Below are 21,643 nucleotides of genomic sequence, written 5' to 3'. Positions count from 1 at the left end.
GCGCTGACCACCGCAATCCGCCGGGTGGTCGCCCGTGGGGGCCGGTCGCCCGGCGGAACGCCTTTTCGCGCCCTGTTTCGGCGGCGGCGGGCCAGGAACAATACCCGCCATGAACGAGCAGGGGGCGGCACGGCGGCGTGGTCGCGAGGACGACTGGTGGCGGCAGTTGTACGGCGAGGACGGCGGGACGGGGTGCGACACCGGAGACACCCGGTCGTCCGGCACGTCCTACGACGGTGGCTTGGCCTGCGACGGTGGCTCGGCCTACGTCGTCGGCGGGACCGACGACGTCGGCGCGACGGACGACGTCGGCGCGACGGACGACGTCGGCGCGACGGACGACGTCGGCGCGACGGACGACGGCAGCATGACCGACGGCCACAGCGCGACCGGCGGCCGCCACACGACTGGCGACGGCGGCACGACCCACGGCACCGGACCGGCCGGCACCGGACCGGCCGGCACCGGACCCGCGGGCGCCGACGCCGCCTCCTCCGTTCCTCGCGACGTCGGTCCGTCCGATGCGCCGGACACCCTCGACGACCGGGTCGCCTCCGCGCTGCGCGCGGTGGGTGCGCCGGGGTGGGCGGAGCCACCGGACGAGCCGGTCCAAGAGCTTCCCGCCCCACCGGCCCCGACCGCGCGGAAGCCCTGGGAGGCGCCCGTACGGCGGGTGCCGCCACCGCCCGCGCCCTCGACGCCGATCCCGCTCCGGGCCACCGGTCCCGGCGGGCGCCCGGGGCTCGCCGGCTGGAGCGCACCGCCGCCCCTCACCACCGACTTCATCGGCGACCGCCCGCCCACCTACGAACCCGAGCCGGGCACACTGCCCGCCGCCGACCCCGCCGCGCTCGACGAGCTGGTGCCCGACACCGCGCTGGACGGCGCCCGATACGGTGCGCTGACCCTCCGTGCCGCCTCCCAGCGCGGCGACTCCGCCCGCTACCGCGGAGAGGTGCGGCGGGACGCGCTGCTCACCGCCCGCTTCGGCGCCGGCCGGCAGGCCCTGATCCTGGTCGCCGTCGCCACCGGCCGGCCGGACGCCGAGGGCACCCACCGCGCCGCCCGCGACGTCTGCACCTGGATCGGCGGCGCGGTCGGCCGGAACTACACCCGACTGGCCGAGGACATCCGCACGGACCATCGCGGCGCCCTGAAATCGGGGCTGCAACGGCTCACCGACCGCAGCTTCGGCAAGCTGCGCGGCCGGGCACTGGAACTGGGCACCGTGCCGGAGCACTACACCGCGGCCCTGCGCTGCCTGCTGCTGCCCGCCGATCCCGATTGCCGCACCCGGGTCTTCTTCGGCGTCGGCGCGGGCGGCCTGTTCCGGCTGCGTGACGGCGCCTGGCAGGACCTGGAACCCGCCACGACGGACCACGACGTCCACGATCCACCCCCCTCCGACGGCGGCCTGCCCCGCCCCGCTCCGGGGCTCCCCCACGGCCCCTACACAGCGGAACGGCCGGCGCGTCCGGAGCCATTCCTCTTCCGCGCCGCATTCGCCCGTCCGGGTGACGCCCTGCTGCTGTGCAGCGTCGGTCTGGCCGAACCGCTGCACCAGGAGCCCGCCTTCGCCGCCCGCCTCGCCGCCCAGTGGTCCACCTCCGAACCCCCGGGCCTGGCCCCCTTCCTCGCCGCCGCCCAACTCCGCGCCGCGGGCCACGCGAAGGACCGCACCGCTGTCGGGGTGTGGGAGTCGTAGTCGTGGGGGAGGCATCGCGCCGCACGGAGCGAACGGCCGCGCAGCCGCGGGGCGGGGCACCCGGAGGCGGGCCCCCGCCGTGCGTGGGTACATGGGAGGGAAGCCATCGGGAGCCCCCGACCCGCACCCCCGTCGAAGGAGCGACAGCGACATGGCGAAGCAGACCGTGGCCGAGCAGTTCGTGGACATCCTGGTGCGGGCGGGGGTGCGCCGGCTCTACGGGGTCGTCGGCGACAGCCTGAACCCGGTGGTGGACGCCGTCCGCCGGAACTCCGCGCTCGACTGGATCCAGGTCCGGCACGAGGAGGTCGCGCCCTTCGCCGCCGGGGCCGAGGCGCAGCTCACCAACAAGCAGATGCCCCGGGTGCTGCAAACCGCGATCCAGCACGCCATCGGCCGGAGCGGCGTCTCGGTCGTCTCCCTGCCGGGGGACATCGCGGCCGAGCAGGCCCCTGAACGCGCCTTCGAGCACGCCCTGGTCACCGACCGCCCCTCCGTACGGCCCGGCGACGACGAGATCGACAAGCTGGCCCGGATGATCGGACGACCTCGACGTGAGCGCGGCAAAGGTCGCTCCCAAGGACCGCCCAGAGCTGGGGCCTTGGTTTGATCGGCCCGACGAATTTGACGCTATCGCCTGGTGGCGTTTGGACCGTGCCGTACGGTCCATGCGAGACATGGCATGGCTGGCTGGGTGGGCGCGCGGGAACAAAAAGCGCTTGATCTTCGCTGAGGGGCCCGGGGGTGGGCGCCTGGAGCTGGATATGACGTCGCCCATGTCGGAACTGATCCTCATGATCCTGGCGTTCGCTGCCCAGATGGAGGTTCAAGCCATCCAGGAGCGCACGCAGGGTGCCTCCGCATATCTGCGCACCGTCGGGCGCTGGAAGGGCGGCAGGGTGCCGTTCGGACGCGTTCCCGCACCACACCCGGAGGAAGATGAAGGGTGGTGGCTGGCCCGTCACGAAAAGACGGCCGACATCATCGACGACATGGTTCGTCTGGTGCTGGACCAGAAGAGCTACCACGTCATCGCAGCATGGGTGAACAAGGAGCACCCCGGACTCACGCCGGCAAACCACCGCCGGATGGTGGCCACCCCACCGCGCGACGTGGATCCTGCAGCGCGCTGGAATCCGGGCATGGTCAGCTCGCTCCTCTCCTCCTGTGTTGAAGCGCGGTAGAGCGGCCCGGGTGCTCATAGGTTTCCCGTGTGCGTCCAGGGGACGTGCGACGGGGGGAGCGTGAAACGCGGCCGTCTGCGGGCGGGAAACCTCCGCACCCTGTGCGCTGGTACAACCAGTCGACGTCAACGGATCGTGTAGCCCAGAGGTCGAAGAAGGCATGCAGCAGTGATCGAGTTCCGTTCTTCGGAGCAAGTGGCCACGCTTGCGGTAGCGCCGGTTTGAATCCGGCTGTGATCACGCATGACAGCGACTCGGGTAACGAGGCCCCGTCTGCACAGAGCTGACGGGGCGACTATCTAGGTCGTTAACCTACCTTAGGGGCGGAGAGTGGTCATGCCTGCGTGCCCCATGATGGAGTCACCGGTGGCGATACCGACCCGGACACCCTCAGGCAGCGACAGGTTCCAGTCTCGGCGTTCACCGTGATGCAGAACCATGTTCACTGCGGTGTGGACCCTTCCGGAGCCGTCCCTCCACTGCAGTACGAATTTCATTGGGCGGTGCGCGTGGTTGATGGCGTGGAACTTCTCGCCGTTGGCATCAAATATCGCAAAGGCTCGCACAGAAGGGACGCTGTTCGGGTAAACCTCGACGCTGCCTGAGACACCGCCGGCGTCTCCGTCATCGGTTTGGCGACGGCAGAGCGCGCGTACCCGGGCCCCTGTAAAGCGGGGCGGCCCGTAATGAGCCGCCCCGATGGTTGCTTAAGCGTTGCGCCGAACGTGGCTAAGGATGTTCATCCCAGCGCCGATTGCGGCGACAAAAGTGCTGCCGCCCGCCCCGAAGACGGCCAGGGGCGGACCGCTGAACGCCATCACGACAATGGTGGCGGCGAGCGATACCACGGCAGAGCTGAGAGTGACGATCGCTACGTCCCGGGCCGGATGGTTGCACCTCTGCTGCGTCGAAGTGGTCGACACGGTACCTCCGTTGACTTGTTCGCTCGCTGGATTTGGACACACCACTCCTGTGAGAAGTGGTCACCCAGCTACACGCAACGGGCTATGGAGCCCGCAACCAGCCGGTTGCCGGTTGACGCGCGATAAGCGACGAAGTCAACGGATCCTCCTGTGTGTAGGCGTGTGCTGAAGCTACCATGTCGGGTGCTCAACTCGCCTACCGCTGCGTGCACTTCATGCGCTAGCCCCGACATGGAGGAGGGATCCCGCACTGGGGCATTTCCATGCGTGGCTACTTCGACGGCAGTGCGAAGACAATGGACTCCGGCCCCAACTGGTCGCGGTAGAGGGCCTTCCCGCCTTTCCGCGGCACGTCCAGGACGACGTCCCCTGTGACGGCCTGGCCCGGGTGGTACGTCGTGTCGACGTCCTGAGTGCCGGTGTTCTCCAGGGTGGAGGCCTCTTGGGCTGCCGTGGATGCGTCCTCCCACTTCATCATGCCGTATGGATGGAAGCCGCCGTCTTTGCTACCGACGTTCTTCACTTCAACGGTGAGGACGGCGAAGCGGCCCTTCGGTGTTGACCCGCCGATTTCATCCGGCGTCACGTACTTCACGGAGTGGAGCGTTACGGACATGGTCGTCTTGGCGCCCGAGTAGCTGTCGACGGTCGTGTACGTGCCGGACTTTCCGACGCCGATAACGGGCGCCTTCACATCGCCCTTCGGAGCCTTCGCGGGCTTCTCCTGCTTCGGCGTGGGAGCGGACGTGTGCGCATCGCTGGGTGCCTCCTCAGGTGAAGAACAGCCGGCGATCGGCCCGATGATACCTAGCGCGACAGTAACCGCCGCACACGCGCGCATAGATGGGCGCATGGCGTCCCCCTGAGTTTCCAGCGGACCCTCTGTCCGCGAATGAGCGAACACTACGACAAGCCCGACATGATCGGAGTCGAAATAGCTTGGGACGGAAGTGCCCGACGAGGCCGGCTTCTGTCGAACTGGGCGACCATCGTGAAGCGGGTCAAGTGCCGTGACGGCTACCGCTGCACCATGGTCTACGAGATAGGCGGGCGCTGCACGCAGCTCGGCACCGACGTGGACCACATCGTCCCTGGCGACGATCACAGCGACGACAACCTACGGCTGCTGTGCCGCTGGTGCCACGCCAGGAAGAGCGGGCAGGAAGGTGCCGTAGCAGCGGCCCGCAGCAGGGTGCGTACAGAGCGGCCCTCCACTACTCACCCTGCGCTGGAGGACTGATGGCTGATGGCGCAGTGGTGGAGGTCGTGGAGGCCAATCACGAGCCAGGAACTCCGCTCATCCCAACGCGCGTGCGTGTGAACGGCATCGACGTCGGAGCGCTGGCGAAGGCGCCAAAGGAGCGCCACGCCATGTGGTCCAAGGGGCAATGGACGCTCGTCGCTGAAGTGCGGCCCCGCGCGGCTAAGTTCGGCGCCACGCCGGAGGGCCGTGACCGCTTGAAGCTGAAGGTCGACGACCCGACAAGCAAGCCGGCAGCCCCGACGGTCACTGGCGGCAATGTCTCCGACATCAACTCGCGCCGTCAGCGCCTCACCAGTTAGGCCACCGGATGCCGCGCGCTATCGTGCGCGCCCCCGGTCACGACCGCTCCCGCTCTCCGGGCTGGCTCGCGGTCGCATGGACGGAACATTTTGTCCGCCACGGCCCCGGCGACGTACAGGGCGAGCCCGTGAGGCACGGTGACGAGTACACCGGCCTTGTAGTTGACTGCTACGCGGTCGATCACAACGAGGGCCGACTCCTCTACGACTCCGCGTTCTTCTCCCGCCTGAAGGGCTGCGACAAGAGCGGACTTGGCGCCCACGTCGGCCGCTTCGAAGCACTCGGCCTGGCGGCCCGCTACCTCACCCCCAACGGCCGACGCCGGGTGATCGGTTCGTTCAGCCACGGCTCGATGGCCAACGCGTTGCCGCAGGCGATCGGCGCCCAGTTCATCGACCGCGGACGCCAGGTCGTCTCGATGTCCGGCGACGGCGGGTTCTCCATGCTGATGGGCGACTTCCTCACCCTGATCCAGTACGACCTGCCGGTGAAGGTGGTGCTCTTCAACAACTCCTCGCTGGGCATGGTCGAGTTGGAGATGCTGGTCTCGGGCCTGCCGTCGTACGGCACGACCAACCGCAACCCGGACTTCGCGGCGATCGCCCGCGCGGCCGGGGCGCACGGCGTACGTGTGGAGAAGCCCAAGCAGCTGCGCGGCGCCCTGCGGGAGGCCTTCCGGCACAAGGGCCCGGCGCTGGTCGACGTCGTCACCGACCCCAACGCGCTGTCCATCCCGCCGAAGATCAGCGCGGAGATGGTGTCCGGCTTCGCGCTGTCGGCCGGCAAGATGGTGCTCGACGGCGGCGTCGGCCGGATGCTCCAGATGGCCAGGTCCAATCTGCGCAACATCCCCCGGGTGTAGCTCACTTGGCGGCCGGCCGCCGCTGGGGACGCAGTCGGAGCGTCAGGATCTGGAACGGGCGCAGGGCGAGCGTCACCTCCGCGGTCGGGCCCTCCTGTTCGTCGTGCAGCGGGCGCTCCAACAGATCGGTCACGGTGACCCGTTCGACGGGGAAGCCGGGACAGAGCGTGCCAGTGGCCCGGCCGCCCCGGGACTCGTACAGCCGCACCACCACGTCGCCGCTGCGGTCCTCGGCGAGCTTGACCGACTCGACGGTGATGGCCGGGTGGTCGACGCGGATCAACGGCGCCACCGGCGGTGCTCCGGTGGCGGTCCGCAGGGGCAGGTTGAGGGCCAGTCCCTCGGCCACGGCCGTGCCGACGCCGGCTCCGGGCAGCAGCGCGTAGGTGAAGCGGTGGGTGCCCTGGTCGGTCTCCGGGTCGGGGCTGTGCGGGGCACGCAGCAGCGTCAGCCGTACGGTCGTGCCCAGGCCCTCGGGGTGCGGGGCGCGGGTGACGTCATGGCCGTAGGTGGAGTCGTTGACCAGCGCGACGCCGTAACCGGGCTCGGCGACCCGCAGCCAGCGGTGTGCGCAGATCTCGAAGCGCGCGTCGTCCCAGCTGGTGTTGGTGTGGGTGGGCCGGTGCAGATGCCCGAACTGCACCTCGGAGGTGGACCGTTCGGCGTGCACGTCCAGCGGGAAGGCGGCCTTGAGGACCTTCTCCGACTCGTGCCAGTCGACGTCGGTGCGGATGTCGAGCCGGCGTGAGCCCGCGCGCAGGGTCAGCACCTGGTCGATCCGGGACCCGGCGCCGAACGCCTTGGTCACCCGGACCGCCGCGGCCAGCGGCCCGGACGCGGTGAGCTCGACGGACTCGGCGTCGGTCAGATCGGTGTGCCGGTTGCGGTAGTGCCGGTCGAGGTCCCAGGCGTCGTACTTGTTCGGGTGGTCGGGGTGCAGCTGCAACAGGTTGCCGCGCGCGCCCGGTGCCAGGACCTCCCGTCCGGCGTGCAGGTCGTACACGGAGGTCAGCAGTCCGTCGCGGTCGATCCGTACGCGGAGGAGCCCGTTGTCGAGGGTGACGGTGCCGGTGGGATCGGTCGCCGCGCGTACCGGCGGGAGCGCCGGGGTGGGGGAGCCGGCGCCGGCCGGGTGGACGGCCGCCGAGCCCAGCGCGGGCACGTGGACCGCGACGGCGGTGCGCTCGCCCGTGCCCTCGCCGGCCGCCCCGGACGGCAGCTCGACGATCTCGTCCCGGTCGTACGGCGACGCGTTGAACACCACGGGCGACCCCGCCCCGGTCGCACCGGTCCCGCCCAGCGCTCCGATCGCCGCCTCGATGATCCCGGTCAGCTCCGCCGCCACCGCCGCGTAGGCGTCCCGCGCCTCGCGGTGCACCCAGGCGATCGAGGAGCCCGGCAGGATGTCGTGGAACTGATGCAGCAGGACGGTCTTCCAGATCCGGTCGAGCGCGTCGTACGGGTAGGCGTACGCGGCGCGCCGGTCCGCCCGTACCGCCGCGGTCGCGGCCCACAACTCGGCCTCGCGCAACAGGTGTTCACTGCGCCGATTGCCCTGTTTGGTCTTCGCCTGCGAGGTGTACGTACCGCGGTGGTACTGGAGGTAGAGCTCGCCCGACCAGACCGGTGCCGCCGCGCCGTACTCCGCGTGGGCGGACGCGAAGAACCGGGCCGGCGGTTCGATCTCGACGCGCGGTGAGCCCTCCAGGGAGCGCAGCCGGCGGGCCCGCTCCAGCATCTCGCGGGTCGGGCCGCCACCGCCGTCGCCCCAGCCGAAGGGCACCAGAGAGCGGGTGGCGCGGCCCTTCTCGGCGAAGTTCCGTTCGGCGTGGGCGAGTTCGGTGGCGTGGAAGCGGGCGTTGTAGGTGTCGACGGGTGGGAAGTGGGTGAAGACCCGGGTGCCGTCGATGCCCTCCCACCAGAAGGTGTGGTGCGGCATCCGGTCGCTCTGGTTCCAGGACAGCTTCTGGGTCAGGAACCACTTCGCGCCGGCCAGTCGGGCCAGTTGCGGGAAGGCGGCGGTGTAGCCGAAGGAGTCCGGTAGCCAGACCTCCTCGGTCTCCACCCCCAGCTCCTCCAGGAAGAACCGCTTGCCGTGCGCGAGTTGTCGGGCCAGCGCCTCGCCGCCCGGCATATTGGCGTCCGACTCCACCCACATCGAGCCGACCGGCGCCCAGGTGCCCTCCCGTACGGCCTCCTTGATGCGCTCCCAGATGTGCGGCTGGTGCTCCTTGACCCAGGCGTACTGCTGGGCCTGGGAACAGGCGAACACCAACTCCGGGTATTCACGGGCTAGTTGGGTTACGTTGGCGAAGGTTCGGGAGGCCTTGCGCACGGTCTCGCGCAGCGGCCACAGCCAGGCGGAGTCGATGTGGGCGTGCCCGGTGGCCGAGACGCGGTGGGCGCTGGCGGCGGCCGGACGGTTCAACACCTCCGTCAGCGCGGCCCGCCCGGCGGCCGCGGTGCCGCCGACGTCGTGGAGGTCGAGCGCGTCCAGCATGTCCTCCAGGGCGCGCAGGATCTCGTGCCGGCGCGGCCGGTCGGCGGGCAGCTCGTGCATCAGCTCCGACAGCACCTCGACGTCGAGGACGAGATGCCAGACGGTCTCGTCGAGGACGGCCAGGTCCGCCGAGGCGAAGCGGTACAGCGGGCGGTGCGGGGCGGTGCGGACGTCGCCGAGGTCGGTGGGGCGGAAGTCGCGCAGTACTGCCGGGTTCGCGGCGGCCTCCAGCAGCAGCCGGACCTGCTCGCCGCCGTGGACCGGCGCGCCGACCGGGACATGCCGGTTGCGGGGGTGGATGCCCTTGAGGGGAACCCCGTCGTGGTCGTACACCAGGCCCTCGGCCTGGAACCCGGGGCCGTCGCCGCTGAAGCCGGGGTCGATGACCACCTCCACCCGCCGCCCGGCCCAGTCGGCGGGCACCTCGCCGGTCAGCCGGAACCAGCTCGTCGACCACGGCGGGCCCCACTCTCCGCCCGCCGCGAACGGCTCGTACGTCGCCCGCAACGCCTCGCCCACCGGCACCGGCACCGTTCCCCAAGCTCTCGACTCCGCTCGACCAGGGGAGGCCCCACTTCCCGGCGCGTGCCACACCGCGAGCCGCAGCGGCACCCGCGACGGGTACTGCGCGGGCCGGATGAACTGCTCCAGCGCCCGCTCCAGGCGCCCCTCCACCAGCAGTCGGTCGTCGTGCACAGCGGCTCCTCACGCTCGTCGTCCGCCAGGTGTCCCAGGCCCTGTTGGGGGCCCGGATCCACGGCGGCCCCGGGTCAGGCATACCCGTTGGGGCCGGTCCGGCCCACCCGGCGCGCGGGTGCGGTGCGACGACCGGGCGGCCCGAAGCATGGCGACTGATCGGATGGGCATGCTGACCGTGAGGCTGTTCGAGACCGGGCGCCGATGTTCGTTGGGGGCGGGGGAGAGTATGCGTCAGCCTGTGCGGCGCGAGGAGCGGGACAGACAACAGGGGACGACCGAAGGGGGCCGCGGTGGGGGAGTCGCCGCACGAGCGCCGAGGGTGTTGCAGCGGAGGGTGCGGCACGCGGATCTGCGCGCGGTCGGCGAGGTGCGCCGGGAGCTACGGCAGTTATTGAGCCGCTGGGCGGCGCCCGGCGGCGGCGATGTGGCGGAGGTCGCCACGCTGCTCACCAGCGAACTGGTCACCAACGCCCTGGTCCATGCGGACGGCGGGGCCGTGGTGACGGCGCGGGTCGGCGACCGACTGCGGGTCGAGGTGCGGGACTGGGCGCCGGGGAACCCGGAGGTGCAGCCGGCGACCACGGACGGGACGTCCGGACGGGGGCTGATGCTGGTGCGTTCCCTGGCCGACGCCTGGGGCATCCGCGCCGAGGGGTTCGGCAAGTGCGTCTGGTTCGAGCTGGGTGGCGGACCGGCCTGACCCTGTGCGGGGGTGTCGGTCGGCCCGGTCCGCCACCGGTCAACCGAATTGCCGTTCGATCTCGGCGAGTTTCTCCTCAAGGGAGTCCAGACGGGGCAGCGTCTGGGTGTCGTCCTCGGCGGTGAGGTCCACGGCCCGCCAGGGCCCGGGCGGGCCCTCGACGGTATCGGTGGCTGTATCGGCATCAGCGCCTGACACGGCCTTGAGGGCCGGGCGGGAGCGCACGGGCATATCCATGGTGGGTGGGGGCGGCGGGTCGCCGGCTATGGCAGAGTCCGCGCCGGCCACCTCGGACGGGGCGGCCGTTGCGGACGTGACCGCGAGTTGCCGGCCGCCGGTCCGGCCGATGCTCCAGGAGCGGTGCTGCCGGTTGATGGCTTTGATGCGCGCCCGGTCGATCTTGCCCTGCTCGCGTCTGCGCAGCCGGTTGAGCTCCTTCTGGCGCCGGTCCTCGCGGACCTCCTCGACCGCCTCGTCCAGCGACCGTACGCCCTCCAGCAGCATCAACGACCAGGCCGCGAAGGTCTCGCGGGGCGCGCGCAGCCAGCGCACGACCCGGATCTGCGGCAGCGGACGGGGCACCAGCCCCTGTTCGCGCAGCGCCGCCCGGCGGGTCTGTTTGAGCGCCCGGTCGAAGAGCACCGCCGCGGACAGGGACATCCCGGCGAAGAACTGCGGGGCGCCCTCGTGGTCCAGGCCGCGCGGCGCGTGCACCCAGTTGAACCAGGCGGCGGCGCCCGCGAAGGTCCACACCAGCATGCGGGAGCCGAGCGCGGCGTCGCCGTGGCTGGCCTCCCGTACGGCGAGTACGGAGCAGAACATCGCGGCGCCGTCGAGGCCGAACGGCACCAGGTACTCCCAGCCCCCGGAGAGGCTGAGGTTCTGGACGCCGAAGCCGACCAGTCCGTGGAAGGACAGCGCGGCGGCGACCGCGGCACAGCAGAACAGCAGCAGATAGGAGGCGGAGGCGAAGACGGCCTCCTTGCGTCGGCGACGCTCCTCGTTGCGTTCCCAAGAGTCGTCACCGCCGGCCAGGGCGGTGCGTTTGCCGCGCAGGACCACTACCCCGGCAGCGAGCACACCGGCGAGCATCAGGGCGCCCGGGATCAGCCAATCCAGCGATATGTCCGTCGTTCTCATTTCCTCGATCCCTTGCTTCGGGTACGCGATTGCGCGCGTCATCCTGGCGGAATCCGGCCCTCCCACAGGGGGTTTCGGGGCAAGAGAACGCCAAGGAGGTGCAGGGAACGGGAGATAGCGGGTGTGGCGTCGAACTCTCCTGTGAACAGGGGGAGTTGAGTTCGAATTTGATGGACCGAAAGGGTGGTGTGCGGGTCAGGTGGTTGCGGTGAGACGCCTGATGCGATCCGCGTCGCAGGTGCGCGGGCAGGTGACGCAGGTGTCCTCGGGACGCAGCGTGTAGAACATGCAGCAGCTGGCCCGGTCCCGGGTCGGCAGCGCCGCGCCGTCCGGGCCGGCCAGCGTACGGAACCCGGCGCCGCCCACGTACGGGGCGGTGGCGCCGGGCAGCAGTTGCTCCAGCTCGGCCACCGCCCGTGGCTCCTCGCCGAGCAGGTGCCCCAGGTACCAGAGCCCCTCGACGATCTCGTCGGAAGCCATGCCCCACAGTGCCCGCGGCCCGCGTCGCATCCGGGTGCGGAACCCTTCCAGCACCGGCTGGAGGTGCTCGGCCACCGCCGCCCGCACCTCGGCGCGCAGCGCCTCCTCGTCCGGTACCACCCGGGCCCCGGGCAGCTCGGCCGCGGGATCGTCCGGGAGGCACCCGAACGAGCCGACGCGCACTGCCATCCGGCCCAGCTCGCGCTGGAAGGAGACGTCCTGCACCGGCAGCCGCGGCACCCGGCGGTGCAGGAACCAGGGGATGGTGATCAGCAGGCACGCGGGCCAGGCGTAGCGGTGCAGCGCGAAGCTGGCGACCACATCGGGCCGGGCGCGCTGTCCGTAGTCCCGCTGGATCTGGGCGTCGTCCCAGGCGAGGAAGGCGTCGAGGGAGTCGCCGCCGGCCGCGAGCCCGGCAGCGCACACCCAGCCGTCACCGGCGGGCGGGGCCGCGTCCCAGGTGGTCACCCGCAGGCCGGGGAACACCTCGGAGAGCCGGGCGTAGGCGTCGGTGACGGGGTGGGTGGCGGCGAGCGGGGCGGCGGGGGCAGACGTCATGCGGAAGACCACCGAATCGCGATCGTTAGCAGGTAAGGCTTACCTTATCCGAAGACTTTACCCGCGCCTGCCGTGAGCCAGTCCCCGGCGGACCGCCGGCCGTCGGGACCGGTTCCCGGATTTGCACCGCGGCCGAGGCCGCCTATGGTGCTGGGAACGTCAGGAGGAGCCGTCATGGAGCAGGGCACTGCGGAGCAGCAGCCGCGGGCACGGGTCTGGCTGCCCGCGCAGGCCGGCCCCGTCGCGCCCCAGCGGCACTCGGTCCGCGGCCAGGTGCTGGCCGCCCTGCGCCATGCGCTGGTCGGTGGGGAGCTGCTCCCCGGCGAGGTCTACTCCGCGCCCGCCCTCGCCGAGCGCTACGGCGTCTCCGCGACGCCGGTCCGTGAGGCCATGCAGCAGCTCGCCGGCGAGGGCGCGGTCGAGGTCGTGCCCAACCGCGGCTTCCGGGTCGCCGAGCACAGCTCCCGCGACCTCGCCGAACTGGCCGAGGTCCGCACCATGCTGGAGGTGCCCGCGATCGTCCGGTTGGCCCGGGCGCTGCCCCCGGAGCGCTGGCAGGAGCTGCGTCCGCTCGCTGACGCGGGTGTGGCGGCCGCCGCCGGCGGGGACCGCGTCGGCTACGCCGAGGCGGACCGTGCCTTCCACCACGCGCTGCTCTCGTTCACCGGCAACCGCCGGCTCACCGAGACGGCCTGCGACCTGCTGCACCGTGCCCAGTGGGCGGCGGCCGGCGGCTCCCGGTTGCGCACCGCCGAGCTGCTGGCGGACGCCTCCGAGCACACCGCGCTGCTCGACGCCCTGATCGCCCAGGAGCACACGGTCGCCGAGCGGATCGCCCGTGAGCACGTCTCGGCGGCACGCCACCCGCACTGACGGCTCACGGTGCGTCCGCCGGCCGGCGGACCGGGCACGCCTCAGGGCGTGTCCGCCAGCAGCTCCACCAGAGGGAGCGCCGCGATGTCGGCGGCGGGTCGGGAGAGGTAGAGGTCGGCGTGGTAGAAGCCGTCGGCCTCCTTGCCGGCGATGGACAGCCCGCGTGCGGCCAGCGCGGCCAGGGCCGCCCGCCGCTCGTCGCCGTCCGCGAACCGGCGCTGGCGGAACGTACGGCTGGTGAGCTTCTCCGTCACCAGGCCGGCCCGGGCCAGCAGCGCGGAGACCGGTCGGTAGGACACCTCGCGCAGTACGAACGCGGCTACCCAGGGTGGCGACGCCACGCAGGCGAAGAGCCGACCGAAGGTACGCTCGGTGATGTAGCCGACGCCGCCGGTCACCGTGATCAGGTCGGTGTCCTTCATCGCCCGCCGCAGGGCCGGGCTCGGCTCGTCCAGCTCCAGGTTCTCCGCGAAGCCGTGGTCGAGCAGGCCGACCGCCCGGGCGTAGCCGACGGCGCGCTCCGCCGCGTCCAGGCCGGTCACCCGGACGGCTCGGTCGCGTCGCCGGGTGGCGAAGAACGTGCGGTCCGCCTCGGAGAGTTGGCGGGTCGTGGGGGTGTCGGGACGGTACCCCGTGTAGCGGTGGTAGAGGTCGGAGAGGGACAGCCGGTGGTTGAGCAGTGCTGCATTGACCCCGTATGAGCAGCACAGGTCCACGACGTTCAGCGGCGGGTGGTCGCCCCGGCGCCGTTGCAGGCTCTCCACCACGGCGCGGAACACCGCCTGGCCGTGGTGCGGAATCTGGTAGTCCAGGGGTTGCAAAGTGGTGAAGTACCGACGGGGATCAGGGCAGTTGTATATCGCCTCGAAATCTGCCTTGCCCCAGTCGGTTCCAGCGGTCGTCTTCGTCACTCCTGCTGCCACGGCGCCTCCTGCAAGGGCTCGGTGAATGGGAGGGGGCCCAGCTGGTCCTGGACCAGCATCCAGTCCCCACTGCCGCGTCACAGTGCGACTTGCGGCCATTCTCGGTGCCAATGAGGCCTCATGGGGCGCCGCTGCCCCTGGGGCCTTCGCTCATCGTCCCACCTCACGCTTCGCTCGGCGCGTCGAAGCCCGGCCCGTGCGGCAACCGTCGTGCCCCGGCCGATCCGTCGCGGGGACCGTCACGATCCGGCCAATCGCTGCTCGCGGCCGCATGGCTGACGACGGGGGGTTGACTGTGAGCGGGTGGCGGGGGCATAGGGCGGCGCACGGGAACGGCCAACCAGCCGCCGTGCGCGGAGGGTTGGCCGTCGGTCCTGCCCGTTCGCCCGTCGGTCGGCCCGGTCGCCCGGCCGTCCCCGCGGGAGCCTTGTCGTTGCGCTACGTAGCCGCCGTGGCCGCGGAGAGGTGGTCGGCGAGCCAGGTCGGGACGCCGCCCATCAGGCGGAAGAGTCGGGCCGCCTCGGCGCGCAACCGGTCCGCGTCGGCCTCCGGAGCGGCGTCCGCCAGCGCGGCCAGGGCCGGGGCGGTGCCGACCAGGAAGCCCAGCTCCTCGCGGATCCGCAGCGACTCGGCGAAGCCGTGCCGGGCCTCGGTCAACTCGCCGTCCCGCAGGGCGAGTCCGGCCAGATGCCGCCAGGTGAAGGAGAGCAGCAGGGCGTCGCCCTGCGCGGTGGCGCCGGCGTGCGCCCGGCGGTAGGCGGCACGGGCGGCGTCCGGACTGTCGGCGATGTGCTCCGCCATCAGCCCGCGGCGGAAGTCCAGCAGCGGACGGCCGGCCGCGGTGGGGGCCAGCAGCGCGGCGGCCCGGCCCAGCGCCGAGCGGGCCTCGTCGGCCCGGTCCCGCACGCCCAGGACCGTGGCGGCGTAGGCGAGGTGACCGCGTTCGCAGGCCGCTCCGCCGCGCTCGTCGTCGCCGCCGGCCAGCGCCTCGGCGGAGCGCAGCGCATCCTCGGCCTCGGCCCAGCCGGTGGCCGTGAACATGCAGCGCTCCACCAGGAGCGCGGCCCGGCGCAGCGCTAACGGGGCGTGCCGGGCGGCGTGTGGTTCCAGGAGCGCGGCCGCGTCGTCCCAACATCCGCGGGAACGCAGCCGCCAAACGGCGCGGTCGAGGGGATCATCCCCCTCGACCGCTCTGGCTGCCGGTACTTCCGGTACGGGTGCCGGTCCCGGTACCACCACCGAAACCCGATCCACAGCATTGACCGGCTCCGCGGAATCCGCGGATCCTGACATGGCGGTATCCGCCACATTGCCCTCCCCGAGCGCGCCATTGAGCTGGAAATGGAAGCCGTGGGGCGAATCTCAGCACGAACTCCGTTGCCGGGCCAAGGGGGTGGGTGAATGATTTCACAATCGCCGGGAGGGCGCATCGAGCCGCTCGCACGGCGCTGATCGGCCGTACTGCGGCGCAGTGGGCACGATGCCGCGGCGTGCGCCGGTGACACCGTGCCGCCCGATCGGATTACCCCGAACGGCGTAGGGAAGGGTCTTTGCGATCTTCGTGGACCTGCGAGCGCGGGTGGTGTGCGGACCGCGGACCCGCCCCGCGGTCAGCTCATCCGCAGCGCCAGGAAGAAGTCCAGCTTGTCCTCCAGCCGGGACAGGTCGCGGCCGGTCAGCTGCTCGATCCGGCCGACCCGGTAGCGGAGCGTGTTCACGTGCAGGTGCAGCCGGGTGGCGCAGCGGGTCCAGGAGCCGTCGCAGTCCAGGAACGCCTCCAGGGTGGGGATCAGCTCGGCGCGGTGCCGGCGGTCGTAGTCCCGCAGCGGGTCCAGCAGGCGGGCGGTGAAGGCCCGGCGGACGTCGTCGGGGACGAACGGCAGCAGCAGGACGTGGGAGGCCAGCTCCTCGTGCCCGGCGGCGCAGACCCGGCCCGGGCGGGCCGCGGCGACCCGACGGGCGTGCCGGGCCTCCTCCAGGGCGCCGCGCAGGCCCTCCGCGGAGTGCACCGAGGCGCTCACCCCGACCGTCAGCCGGCCGTCGCCGTCCAGACCCCGGCCGAGCGGCTCCTGGACGACGGAGAGCAGCGCGTCGGCGTGCAGACCGGCCGCCGAGGAATCGCCGGACTCGTCCGGGACGGGCAGCGGCACCAGAGCCACCGCCTCGTCGCCGGTGTGCGCCACCGCGATCCGGTCGGACGGCTCCGGGCCGAAGGTGCCCGGGTCGACCAGCATCTCCTCCAGCAGGCTCTGCGCCACCGGGCCGCCGGGGACGTCGCCGCCCTCCCACTCGACCCGGGCCACCACGATCTGCCAGTGCGGGGCGGTGCCCAGACCGGGCAGCAGGACCGGGGCCGCCACCCGCAGCCGGGCCGCGATCTCGGCGGGCGGCGCGCCGGTCTGGACGAGCTCCAGGACCTCCTGGGCGAGTCGTCGGCGCACCGTGCGGGCGGCGTCGCGACGGTCGCGTTCCACCGCGATCAGCTGGGTGACGCCGTGCAGCAGGTCGAGGCGCTCCTCGGGCCAGTCGCCGGCGTCCGCCTCGACCGCCAGCAGCCAGTCGCTGAGCAGCGTCTGACGCAGGTCACGGCCCTCGTAGCGGATCGGGAAGAGCGAGTAGGTGGCGCCACCGAGGGTGACCCGGTGCGGGCCGCGGCGGCCGGAGCGGGCGGCCGCCAGATGCTCACCGGCGAGCCGGGCGGACAGCTCGCCGGACAGCTCGGGGCCGGAGTCGGCCAGCGTCGAACCGGCGATCTGCCGGCCCGTGGGGGAGAGCACCCAGGCCCGCAGGTCCAGGTCCGATCCCAGCAGGTCCAGCACCACCTCCGGGCCGCCGCCCGCCGGGCCCGACGTCATCAGCCGGCGGTGGCGGTCCACCACGGCCGCCAGGTCGCCGGCCCGCTCGCTGGAGACCTGGCGCACCACGTGCTCGGTGATGGAGGCGAAGGAGACCGCCTCCTCCACCGAGAACAGCGGCAGCCGGTGCCGGGCGCAGGCCTGCACGAGATCGTCCGGGATGGCGCCCAGCTCGGCCTCGCCCGCCGCCAGCCCGGCGACGCCGGCGCCGGCCAGGATGCGCACGAAGCGTTCGGAGTCCTCCGGCTCGCGGCGCCAGGCCAGACCGGTCAGCACCAGCTCGCCGCCGGAGAGGTAGCGGCTGGGATCGCGCAGGTCCGTGGTCATCACGCCGCGTACAGTGCGGTCCAGCTCGTCCTCGCCGCCGAGCAGCCGTAGGCCCAGTGATGGGGTGTCCAGGAGTGCGCGGAGCCGCATGACCTCGCCCGCCGTTCTTTGCTGTCTGGTGTTGCCGGTGGAATGCCGCGAGGTTTCAGAGCCTCGTCTTTCGTTCGAATCTACAAGACGGGTGGCTTGGCCAGCCAACCGCTTCATGTTTTCGGTGACTGCACCGGGTGGGGCCCCTGAGCGTTCACTAAGGCCAACCGCGTTAACAAGACATGAACGGCTCCATGGCGACGAGGTCCTCGCGTCCTCACCATGAGTAGCGAACGTCCCGATATTCTCGTAGAAGAGGCCAACCATGGACTTCCTTCGCCCCGCCAGCTGGGAGGAGGCGCTCGCCGCGAAGGCCGAGCACCCCACAGCTGTGCCGATCGCGGGCGGCACGGACGTGATGGTCGAGATCAACTTCGACCACCGCCGCCCCGAGTTTCTGCTCGACCTCAACCGCATCGCCGACCTGAGCGAGTGGGAGGTCGGGGAGAGGACCGTACGCCTGGGCGCCTCCGTTCCGTACACCCAGATCATGGAGAACCTGCGCGGCGAACTCCCCGGCCTGGCCCTGGCGTCGCACACGGTCGCCTCCCCGCAGATCCGCAACCGCGGCGGCGTCGGCGGCAACCTCGGCACCGCCTCGCCGGCCGGCGACGCGCACCCGGCGCTGCTCGCCGCCGGCTGTGAGGTCGAGGTCGAGTCCGTCCGCGGCGTCCGGATGATCCCGATCGACGAGTTCTACCTCGGGGTCAAGCGCAACGCGCTCCAGCCCGACGAGCTGATCCGTGCGGTGCACCTGCCCAAGGCCGACGGCCCCCAGCAGTTCTCCAAGGTGGGCACCCGCAACGCGATGGTGATCGCGGTGTGCGCGTTCGGCATCGCGCTGCACCCCGAGACCCGCACCGTCCGTACCGGCATCGGCTCGGCCGCGCCGACGCCGGTACGCGCCAAGGCGGCCGAGGAATTCCTCGCCGCGGCACTGGACGAGGGCGGCTTCTGGGAGTCCGGCAACCCCATCCCGCCGTCCGTGGCGAAGCAGTTCGCGCAGCTCGCCTCCGGCGCCTGCAACCCGATCGACGATGTGCGCGGCAGCGCCAAGTACCGCCGGCACGCGGTCGGCATCATGGCGCGCCGCACCCTCGGCTGGACCTGGGAGTCCTACCGCGGAAATGAGAGGAGCGCACAGTGCGCGTGACATTCACCGTCAACGGCCGCCAGCAGGAGGCCGACGATGTCTGGGAAGGCGAGAGCCTGCTGTACGTCCTCCGCGAGCGGATGGGCCTGCCGGGTTCGAAGAACGCCTGTGAGCAGGGCGAGTGCGGTTCCTGCACGGTCCGCCTGGACGGTGTGCCGGTGTGTTCCTGCCTGGTCGCCGCCGGCCAGGTCGAGGGCCGCGAGGTGGTGACCGTCGAGGGTCTGGCGGACTACGCCAAGCAGCGCGCCGAGCACGCCGGGTGCGCCTCCGGCACCTGCGGTACGAGCGTCGACGAGGCCCAGCGGTGGCAGGCCAAGCCGGCCTCGGCCGACAGCCAGACCGGCGAGCAGGTCGAACTCTCCCCGATCCAGCAGGCGTTCATCGACGCCGGTGCCGTGCAGTGCGGCTTCTGCACCCCGGGCCTGCTGGTCGCCGCCGACGAACTGCTGGAGCGCAACGGCTCCCCGTCGGACGCCGACATCCGTGAGGCGCTGTCCGGCAACCTGTGCCGCTGCACGGGCTACGAGAAGATCCTCGACGCGGTGCGGCTGGCGGCGGCCCGCGGCGAGAACCACACCGCCGGACAGGGGGCCTGATCATGGCTGGTGCCACCCGCACACCCACCAACCTCACCCAGGGCGGCAAGACCGACGCCGGGATCGGGGCCTCCACGCTCCGCCCCGACGGCACCCTCAAGGTGACCGGCGAGTTCGCGTACTCCTCGGACATGTGGCACGAGGACATGCTGTGGGGCTTCACGCTCCGGTCCACCGTCGCGCACGCCGAGATCGTCTCCATCGACACCTCGGAGGCGCTCGCCCAGTCCGGCGTCTACGCCGTGCTGACCTACGACGACCTGCCCACCGACGTGAAGAACTACGGCCTGGAGATCCAGGACACGCCGGTCCTCGCGCACGGCAAGGTACGCCACCACGGCGAGCCGGTCGCGCTGGTCGCCGCCGACCACCCGGAGACCGCGCGCCGCGCCGCCGCGAAGATCAAGGTCGAGTACAAGGAACTCCCCGTCATCACCGACGAGGCCTCCGCGCTCGCCGAGGGCGCGATCCTGGTCCACGAGAACCGCGACGACCACCACATCGGCCATGTGCCGCACCCCAACATCGTCCACCGCCAGCCGATCGTCCGCGGCAACGCCGACGAGGCCGCCAAGCGGGCCGACGTCATCGTCTCCGGCGAGTACGTCTTCGGCATGCAGGACCAGGCCTTCCTCGGCCCGGAGTCCGGTCTCGCGGTACCCGGCGAGGACGGCGGCGTCGACCTGTACGTCGCCACCCAGTGGCTGCACTCCGACCTCCGCCAGATCGCCCCCGTCCTCGGCCTGCCCGAGGAGAAGGTGCGGATGACGCTCTCCGGCGTCGGCGGCGCGTTCGGCGGTCGCGAGGACCTGTCGATGCAGATCCACGCCTGTCTGCTGGCGCTGCGCACGAACAAGCCCGTCAAGATCGTCTACAACCGGTTCGAGTCCTTCTTCGGACACGTCCACCGGCACCCGGCGAAGCTCTGGTACGAGCACGGCGCCACCAAGGACGGCAAGCTCACCCACCTGAAGTGCCGCATCGTGCTGGACGGCGGCGCCTACGCCTCCGCCTCCCCGGCCGTCGTCGGCAACGCCTCGTCCCTCTCGGTCGGCCCGTACGTCGTCGACGACGTCGACATCGAGGCCATCGCGCTCTACTCCAACAACCCGCCCTGCGGTGCGATGCGCGGCTTCGGTGCGGTCCAGGCGTGCTTCGCCTACGAGGCGCAGATGGACAAGCTCGCCAAGAAGCTGGGCATGGACCCGGTCGAGTTCCGGCAGCTGAACGCCATGGAGCAGGGCACGATCATGCCCACCGGCCAGCCGGTCGACTCGCCCGCCCCGGTCGCCGAACTGCTCCGCCGCATCAAGGCGATGCCGCTGCCGCCGGAGCAGCAATGGCTGGCGGCCGGTGAGGGCGCCGACGTCCGGGCGCTGCCCGGCGGCCTGTCCAACACCACCCACGGCGAGGGCGTCGTCCGCGGCATCGGCTACGCCGTCGGCATCAAGAACGTGGGCTTCTCCGAGGGCTTCGACGACTACTCCACCGCACGGGTGCGGATGGAGGTCGTCGGCGGCGAGGCCGTCGCCACCGTGCACACCGCGATGGCGGAGGTCGGCCAGGGCGGCGTCACCGTCCACGCCCAGATCGCCCGTACGGAGCTGGGCGTCGAGCAGGTCACCATCCAGCCGGCCGACACCCAGGTCGGCTCGGCGGGCTCCACCTCCGCCTCCCGGCAGACGTACATGACCGGCGGCGCGGTGAAGAACACCTGCGAGGCCGTACGGGAGAAGGTCCTGGAGATCGGTCGTCGCAAGTTCGGCACCTACCACCCGGCCTGGGCCACCGCCGAACTGCTGCTGGAGGGCGGCAAGGTCGTCACCGACGGCGGTGAGGTGCTGGCCGACCTCGCGGACGTCCTCGAAGGCGAGGCGGTCGACCTGGAGCTGGAGTTCCGGCACCGGCCCACCGAGCCGTTCGACCTGAAGACCGGTCAGGGCTTCGGCCACGTCCAGTACTCCTTCGCCGCGCACCGCGCGGTGGTGGAGGTGGACACCGAGCTCGGCCTGGTCAAGGTGATCGAGCTGGCCGTCGCCCAGGACGTCGGCAAGGCGCTCAACCCGCTGTCCGTCGTCGGCCAGATCCAGGGTGGTACCACCCAGGGCCTGGGCGTGGCGGTCATGGAGGAGATCATCGTCGACCCCAAGACCGCGAAGGTGCGCAACCCCTCCTTCACGGACTACCTCATCCCCACCATCCTCGACACCCCGACCATCCCGGTCGATGTGCTCGAACTCGCCGACGACAACGCCCCCTACGGGCTGCGCGGCATCGGCGAGGCCCCGACCCTGTCGTCCACGCCGGCCGTCCTCGCGGCGATCCGGAACGCGACCGGGCTGGAGCTCAACAAGACACCGGTCCGCCCTGAGCACCTGACCGGTACCTAGAAGCCGTCCGGGGGCGATCCCCCGGACCCCGGTCTCCGGGCGGTGCGTGTCAGGGGTGTCCTGTCCGTCCTCCTCCGCGTACCGCCCGGAGTCCCTTCCCGCACCACGCAGTCGCTGCTGT

The 21,643-nt window shown here is 71.7% G+C and carries 16 protein-coding genes and 2 pseudogenes; 11 read left to right on the top strand and 7 right to left on the bottom strand.

Going from position 1 to position 21,643, the window contains the following annotated elements; all coding sequences use genetic code 11:
• The first annotated feature begins 109 nt into the window (after positions 1-109).
• The 3 genes and pseudogenes from AB0C96_RS13690 to AB0C96_RS13680 all read left to right on the top strand — a co-directional run bounded on the left by AB0C96_RS13690 (position 110) and on the right by AB0C96_RS13680 (position 2,889).
• Positions 110-1,705, top strand: coding sequence for a protein phosphatase 2C domain-containing protein (locus tag AB0C96_RS13690; RefSeq protein ID WP_362916902.1), 1,596 nt, complete (start codon positions 110-112; stop codon positions 1,703-1,705).
• A 151-nt stretch (positions 1,706-1,856) separates the two neighbouring features.
• A pseudogene (locus AB0C96_RS13685) lies at positions 1,857-2,246 on the top strand (thiamine pyrophosphate-binding protein); the annotation flags it as partial.
• A gap of 13 nt (positions 2,247-2,259) precedes the next feature.
• Positions 2,260-2,889: a recombinase family protein gene (locus AB0C96_RS13680; protein ID WP_362916900.1), complete on the top strand. Its 630-nt coding sequence runs from the start codon at positions 2,260-2,262 to the stop codon at positions 2,887-2,889.
• Positions 2,890-4,083: 1,194 nt separating this feature from the next.
• Here the strand turns inward: AB0C96_RS13680 and AB0C96_RS13675 are convergent.
• Positions 4,084-4,665, bottom strand: a complete 582-nt coding sequence (locus AB0C96_RS13675; RefSeq protein WP_362916898.1) for a DUF4352 domain-containing protein — start codon at positions 4,663-4,665, stop codon at positions 4,084-4,086.
• Positions 4,666-4,704: 39 nt separating this feature from the next.
• Between AB0C96_RS13675 and AB0C96_RS13670 the strand changes: the two genes are divergently transcribed.
• The 3 genes and pseudogenes from AB0C96_RS13670 to AB0C96_RS13660 all read left to right on the top strand — a co-directional run.
• On the top strand, positions 4,705-5,052 hold the full coding sequence (locus AB0C96_RS13670) for an HNH endonuclease (RefSeq protein ID WP_362916896.1): 348 nt from the start codon (positions 4,705-4,707) through the stop codon (positions 5,050-5,052).
• On the top strand, positions 5,052-5,375 hold the full coding sequence (locus AB0C96_RS13665) for a hypothetical protein (protein ID WP_362916894.1): 324 nt from the start codon (positions 5,052-5,054) through the stop codon (positions 5,373-5,375). Before AB0C96_RS13670 ends, AB0C96_RS13665 begins: the two co-directional genes overlap by 1 nt.
• Before the next feature lie 290 nt (positions 5,376-5,665).
• A pseudogene (locus AB0C96_RS13660) lies at positions 5,666-6,238 on the top strand (thiamine pyrophosphate-dependent enzyme); the annotation flags it as partial.
• Position 6,239: 1 nt separating this feature from the next.
• Here the strand turns inward: AB0C96_RS13660 and AB0C96_RS13655 are convergent.
• A complete protein-coding gene (locus tag AB0C96_RS13655) occupies positions 6,240-9,434 on the bottom strand; it encodes a glycoside hydrolase family 38 C-terminal domain-containing protein (RefSeq protein ID WP_362916892.1) in 3,195 nt (1,064 codons plus the stop codon).
• 325 nt (positions 9,435-9,759) lie between these two features.
• Between AB0C96_RS13655 and AB0C96_RS13650 the strand changes: the two genes are divergently transcribed.
• A complete protein-coding gene (locus AB0C96_RS13650; protein WP_362917093.1) occupies positions 9,760-10,137 on the top strand; it encodes an ATP-binding protein in 378 nt (125 codons plus the stop codon).
• A gap of 39 nt (positions 10,138-10,176) precedes the next feature.
• Here the strand turns inward: AB0C96_RS13650 and AB0C96_RS13645 are convergent, their stop codons facing one another.
• Positions 10,177-11,277 (bottom strand): DUF2637 domain-containing protein, encoded by a 1,101-nt coding sequence (locus tag AB0C96_RS13645; RefSeq protein WP_362916890.1) that lies wholly within the window; start codon positions 11,275-11,277, stop codon positions 10,177-10,179.
• Between the two features lie 195 nt (positions 11,278-11,472).
• The gene (locus tag AB0C96_RS13640; protein ID WP_362916888.1) at positions 11,473-12,315 is read right to left on the bottom strand and encodes a (2Fe-2S)-binding protein; all 843 of its coding nucleotides are present in this window, start codon (positions 12,313-12,315) and stop codon (positions 11,473-11,475) included.
• A 174-nt stretch (positions 12,316-12,489) separates the two neighbouring features.
• On the opposite strand from AB0C96_RS13640, the gene AB0C96_RS13635 reads away from it, so the two are divergent.
• The gene (locus tag AB0C96_RS13635) at positions 12,490-13,188 is read left to right on the top strand and encodes a GntR family transcriptional regulator (RefSeq protein ID WP_362916886.1); all 699 of its coding nucleotides are present in this window, start codon (positions 12,490-12,492) and stop codon (positions 13,186-13,188) included.
• Positions 13,189-13,229: 41 nt separating this feature from the next.
• Here the strand turns inward: AB0C96_RS13635 and AB0C96_RS13630 are convergent, their stop codons facing one another.
• From AB0C96_RS13630 to AB0C96_RS13620, 3 genes are all read right to left on the bottom strand, one after another.
• Positions 13,230-14,111 carry a hypothetical protein gene (locus AB0C96_RS13630; RefSeq protein WP_362916884.1) on the bottom strand — a complete coding sequence of 294 codons (882 nt, stop codon included), beginning with the start codon at positions 14,109-14,111 and terminating at the stop codon, positions 13,230-13,232.
• Positions 14,112-14,549: 438 nt separating this feature from the next.
• Entirely contained in the window at positions 14,550-15,404 is an 855-nt protein-coding gene (locus AB0C96_RS13625) for a hypothetical protein (RefSeq protein WP_362916882.1), read from the bottom strand.
• A gap of 317 nt (positions 15,405-15,721) precedes the next feature.
• A complete protein-coding gene (locus tag AB0C96_RS13620) occupies positions 15,722-17,383 on the bottom strand; it encodes a PucR family transcriptional regulator ligand-binding domain-containing protein (protein WP_362916880.1) in 1,662 nt (553 codons plus the stop codon).
• 265 nt (positions 17,384-17,648) lie between these two features.
• Between AB0C96_RS13620 and AB0C96_RS13615 the strand changes: the two genes are divergently transcribed.
• From AB0C96_RS13615 to AB0C96_RS13605, 3 genes are read left to right on the top strand one after another with little or no spacing between them, the layout of a single operon-like run.
• Positions 17,649-18,536, top strand: a complete 888-nt coding sequence (locus tag AB0C96_RS13615; protein ID WP_362916878.1) for an FAD binding domain-containing protein — start codon at positions 17,649-17,651, stop codon at positions 18,534-18,536.
• Entirely contained in the window at positions 18,527-19,132 is a 606-nt protein-coding gene (locus AB0C96_RS13610) for a (2Fe-2S)-binding protein (protein WP_362916876.1), read from the top strand. Before AB0C96_RS13615 ends, AB0C96_RS13610 begins: the two co-directional genes overlap by 10 nt.
• A 2-nt stretch (positions 19,133-19,134) precedes the next feature.
• Complete coding sequence (locus AB0C96_RS13605) at positions 19,135-21,522, top strand: molybdopterin cofactor-binding domain-containing protein (RefSeq protein ID WP_362916874.1); 2,388 nt, start codon at positions 19,135-19,137, stop codon at positions 21,520-21,522.
• The last annotated feature ends 121 nt before the right edge of the window (positions 21,523-21,643 follow it).

Source organism: Streptomyces sp. NPDC048506, assembly GCF_040651315.1.
Taxonomy (GTDB): domain Bacteria; phylum Actinomycetota; class Actinomycetes; order Streptomycetales; family Streptomycetaceae; genus Streptomyces.
The sequence above is the reverse complement of the archived record's forward strand: the minus strand, read 5'-3'. Positions and strand labels throughout refer to the sequence as shown.

Coding starts and splice junctions, on each gene's coding strand:
- AB0C96_RS13690 (WP_362916902.1), top strand. CDS start 110: ATGAACGAGCAGGGGGCGGCACGGCGGCGTGGTCGCGAGGACGACTGG.
- AB0C96_RS13675 (WP_362916898.1), bottom strand. CDS start 4,665: ATGCGCCCATCTATGCGCGCGTGTGCGGCGGTTACTGTCGCGCTAGGT.
- AB0C96_RS13670 (WP_362916896.1), top strand. CDS start 4,705: ATGAGCGAACACTACGACAAGCCCGACATGATCGGAGTCGAAATAGCT.
- AB0C96_RS13665 (WP_362916894.1), top strand. CDS start 5,052: ATGGCTGATGGCGCAGTGGTGGAGGTCGTGGAGGCCAATCACGAGCCA.
- AB0C96_RS13645 (WP_362916890.1), bottom strand. CDS start 11,277: ATGAGAACGACGGACATATCGCTGGATTGGCTGATCCCGGGCGCCCTG.
- AB0C96_RS13640 (WP_362916888.1), bottom strand. CDS start 12,315: ATGACGTCTGCCCCCGCCGCCCCGCTCGCCGCCACCCACCCCGTCACC.
- AB0C96_RS13635 (WP_362916886.1), top strand. CDS start 12,490: ATGGAGCAGGGCACTGCGGAGCAGCAGCCGCGGGCACGGGTCTGGCTG.
- AB0C96_RS13625 (WP_362916882.1), bottom strand. CDS start 15,404: ATGTCAGGATCCGCGGATTCCGCGGAGCCGGTCAATGCTGTGGATCGG.
- AB0C96_RS13620 (WP_362916880.1), bottom strand. CDS start 17,383: ATGCGGCTCCGCGCACTCCTGGACACCCCATCACTGGGCCTACGGCTG.
- AB0C96_RS13615 (WP_362916878.1), top strand. CDS start 17,649: ATGGACTTCCTTCGCCCCGCCAGCTGGGAGGAGGCGCTCGCCGCGAAG.
- AB0C96_RS13605 (WP_362916874.1), top strand. CDS start 19,135: ATGGCTGGTGCCACCCGCACACCCACCAACCTCACCCAGGGCGGCAAG.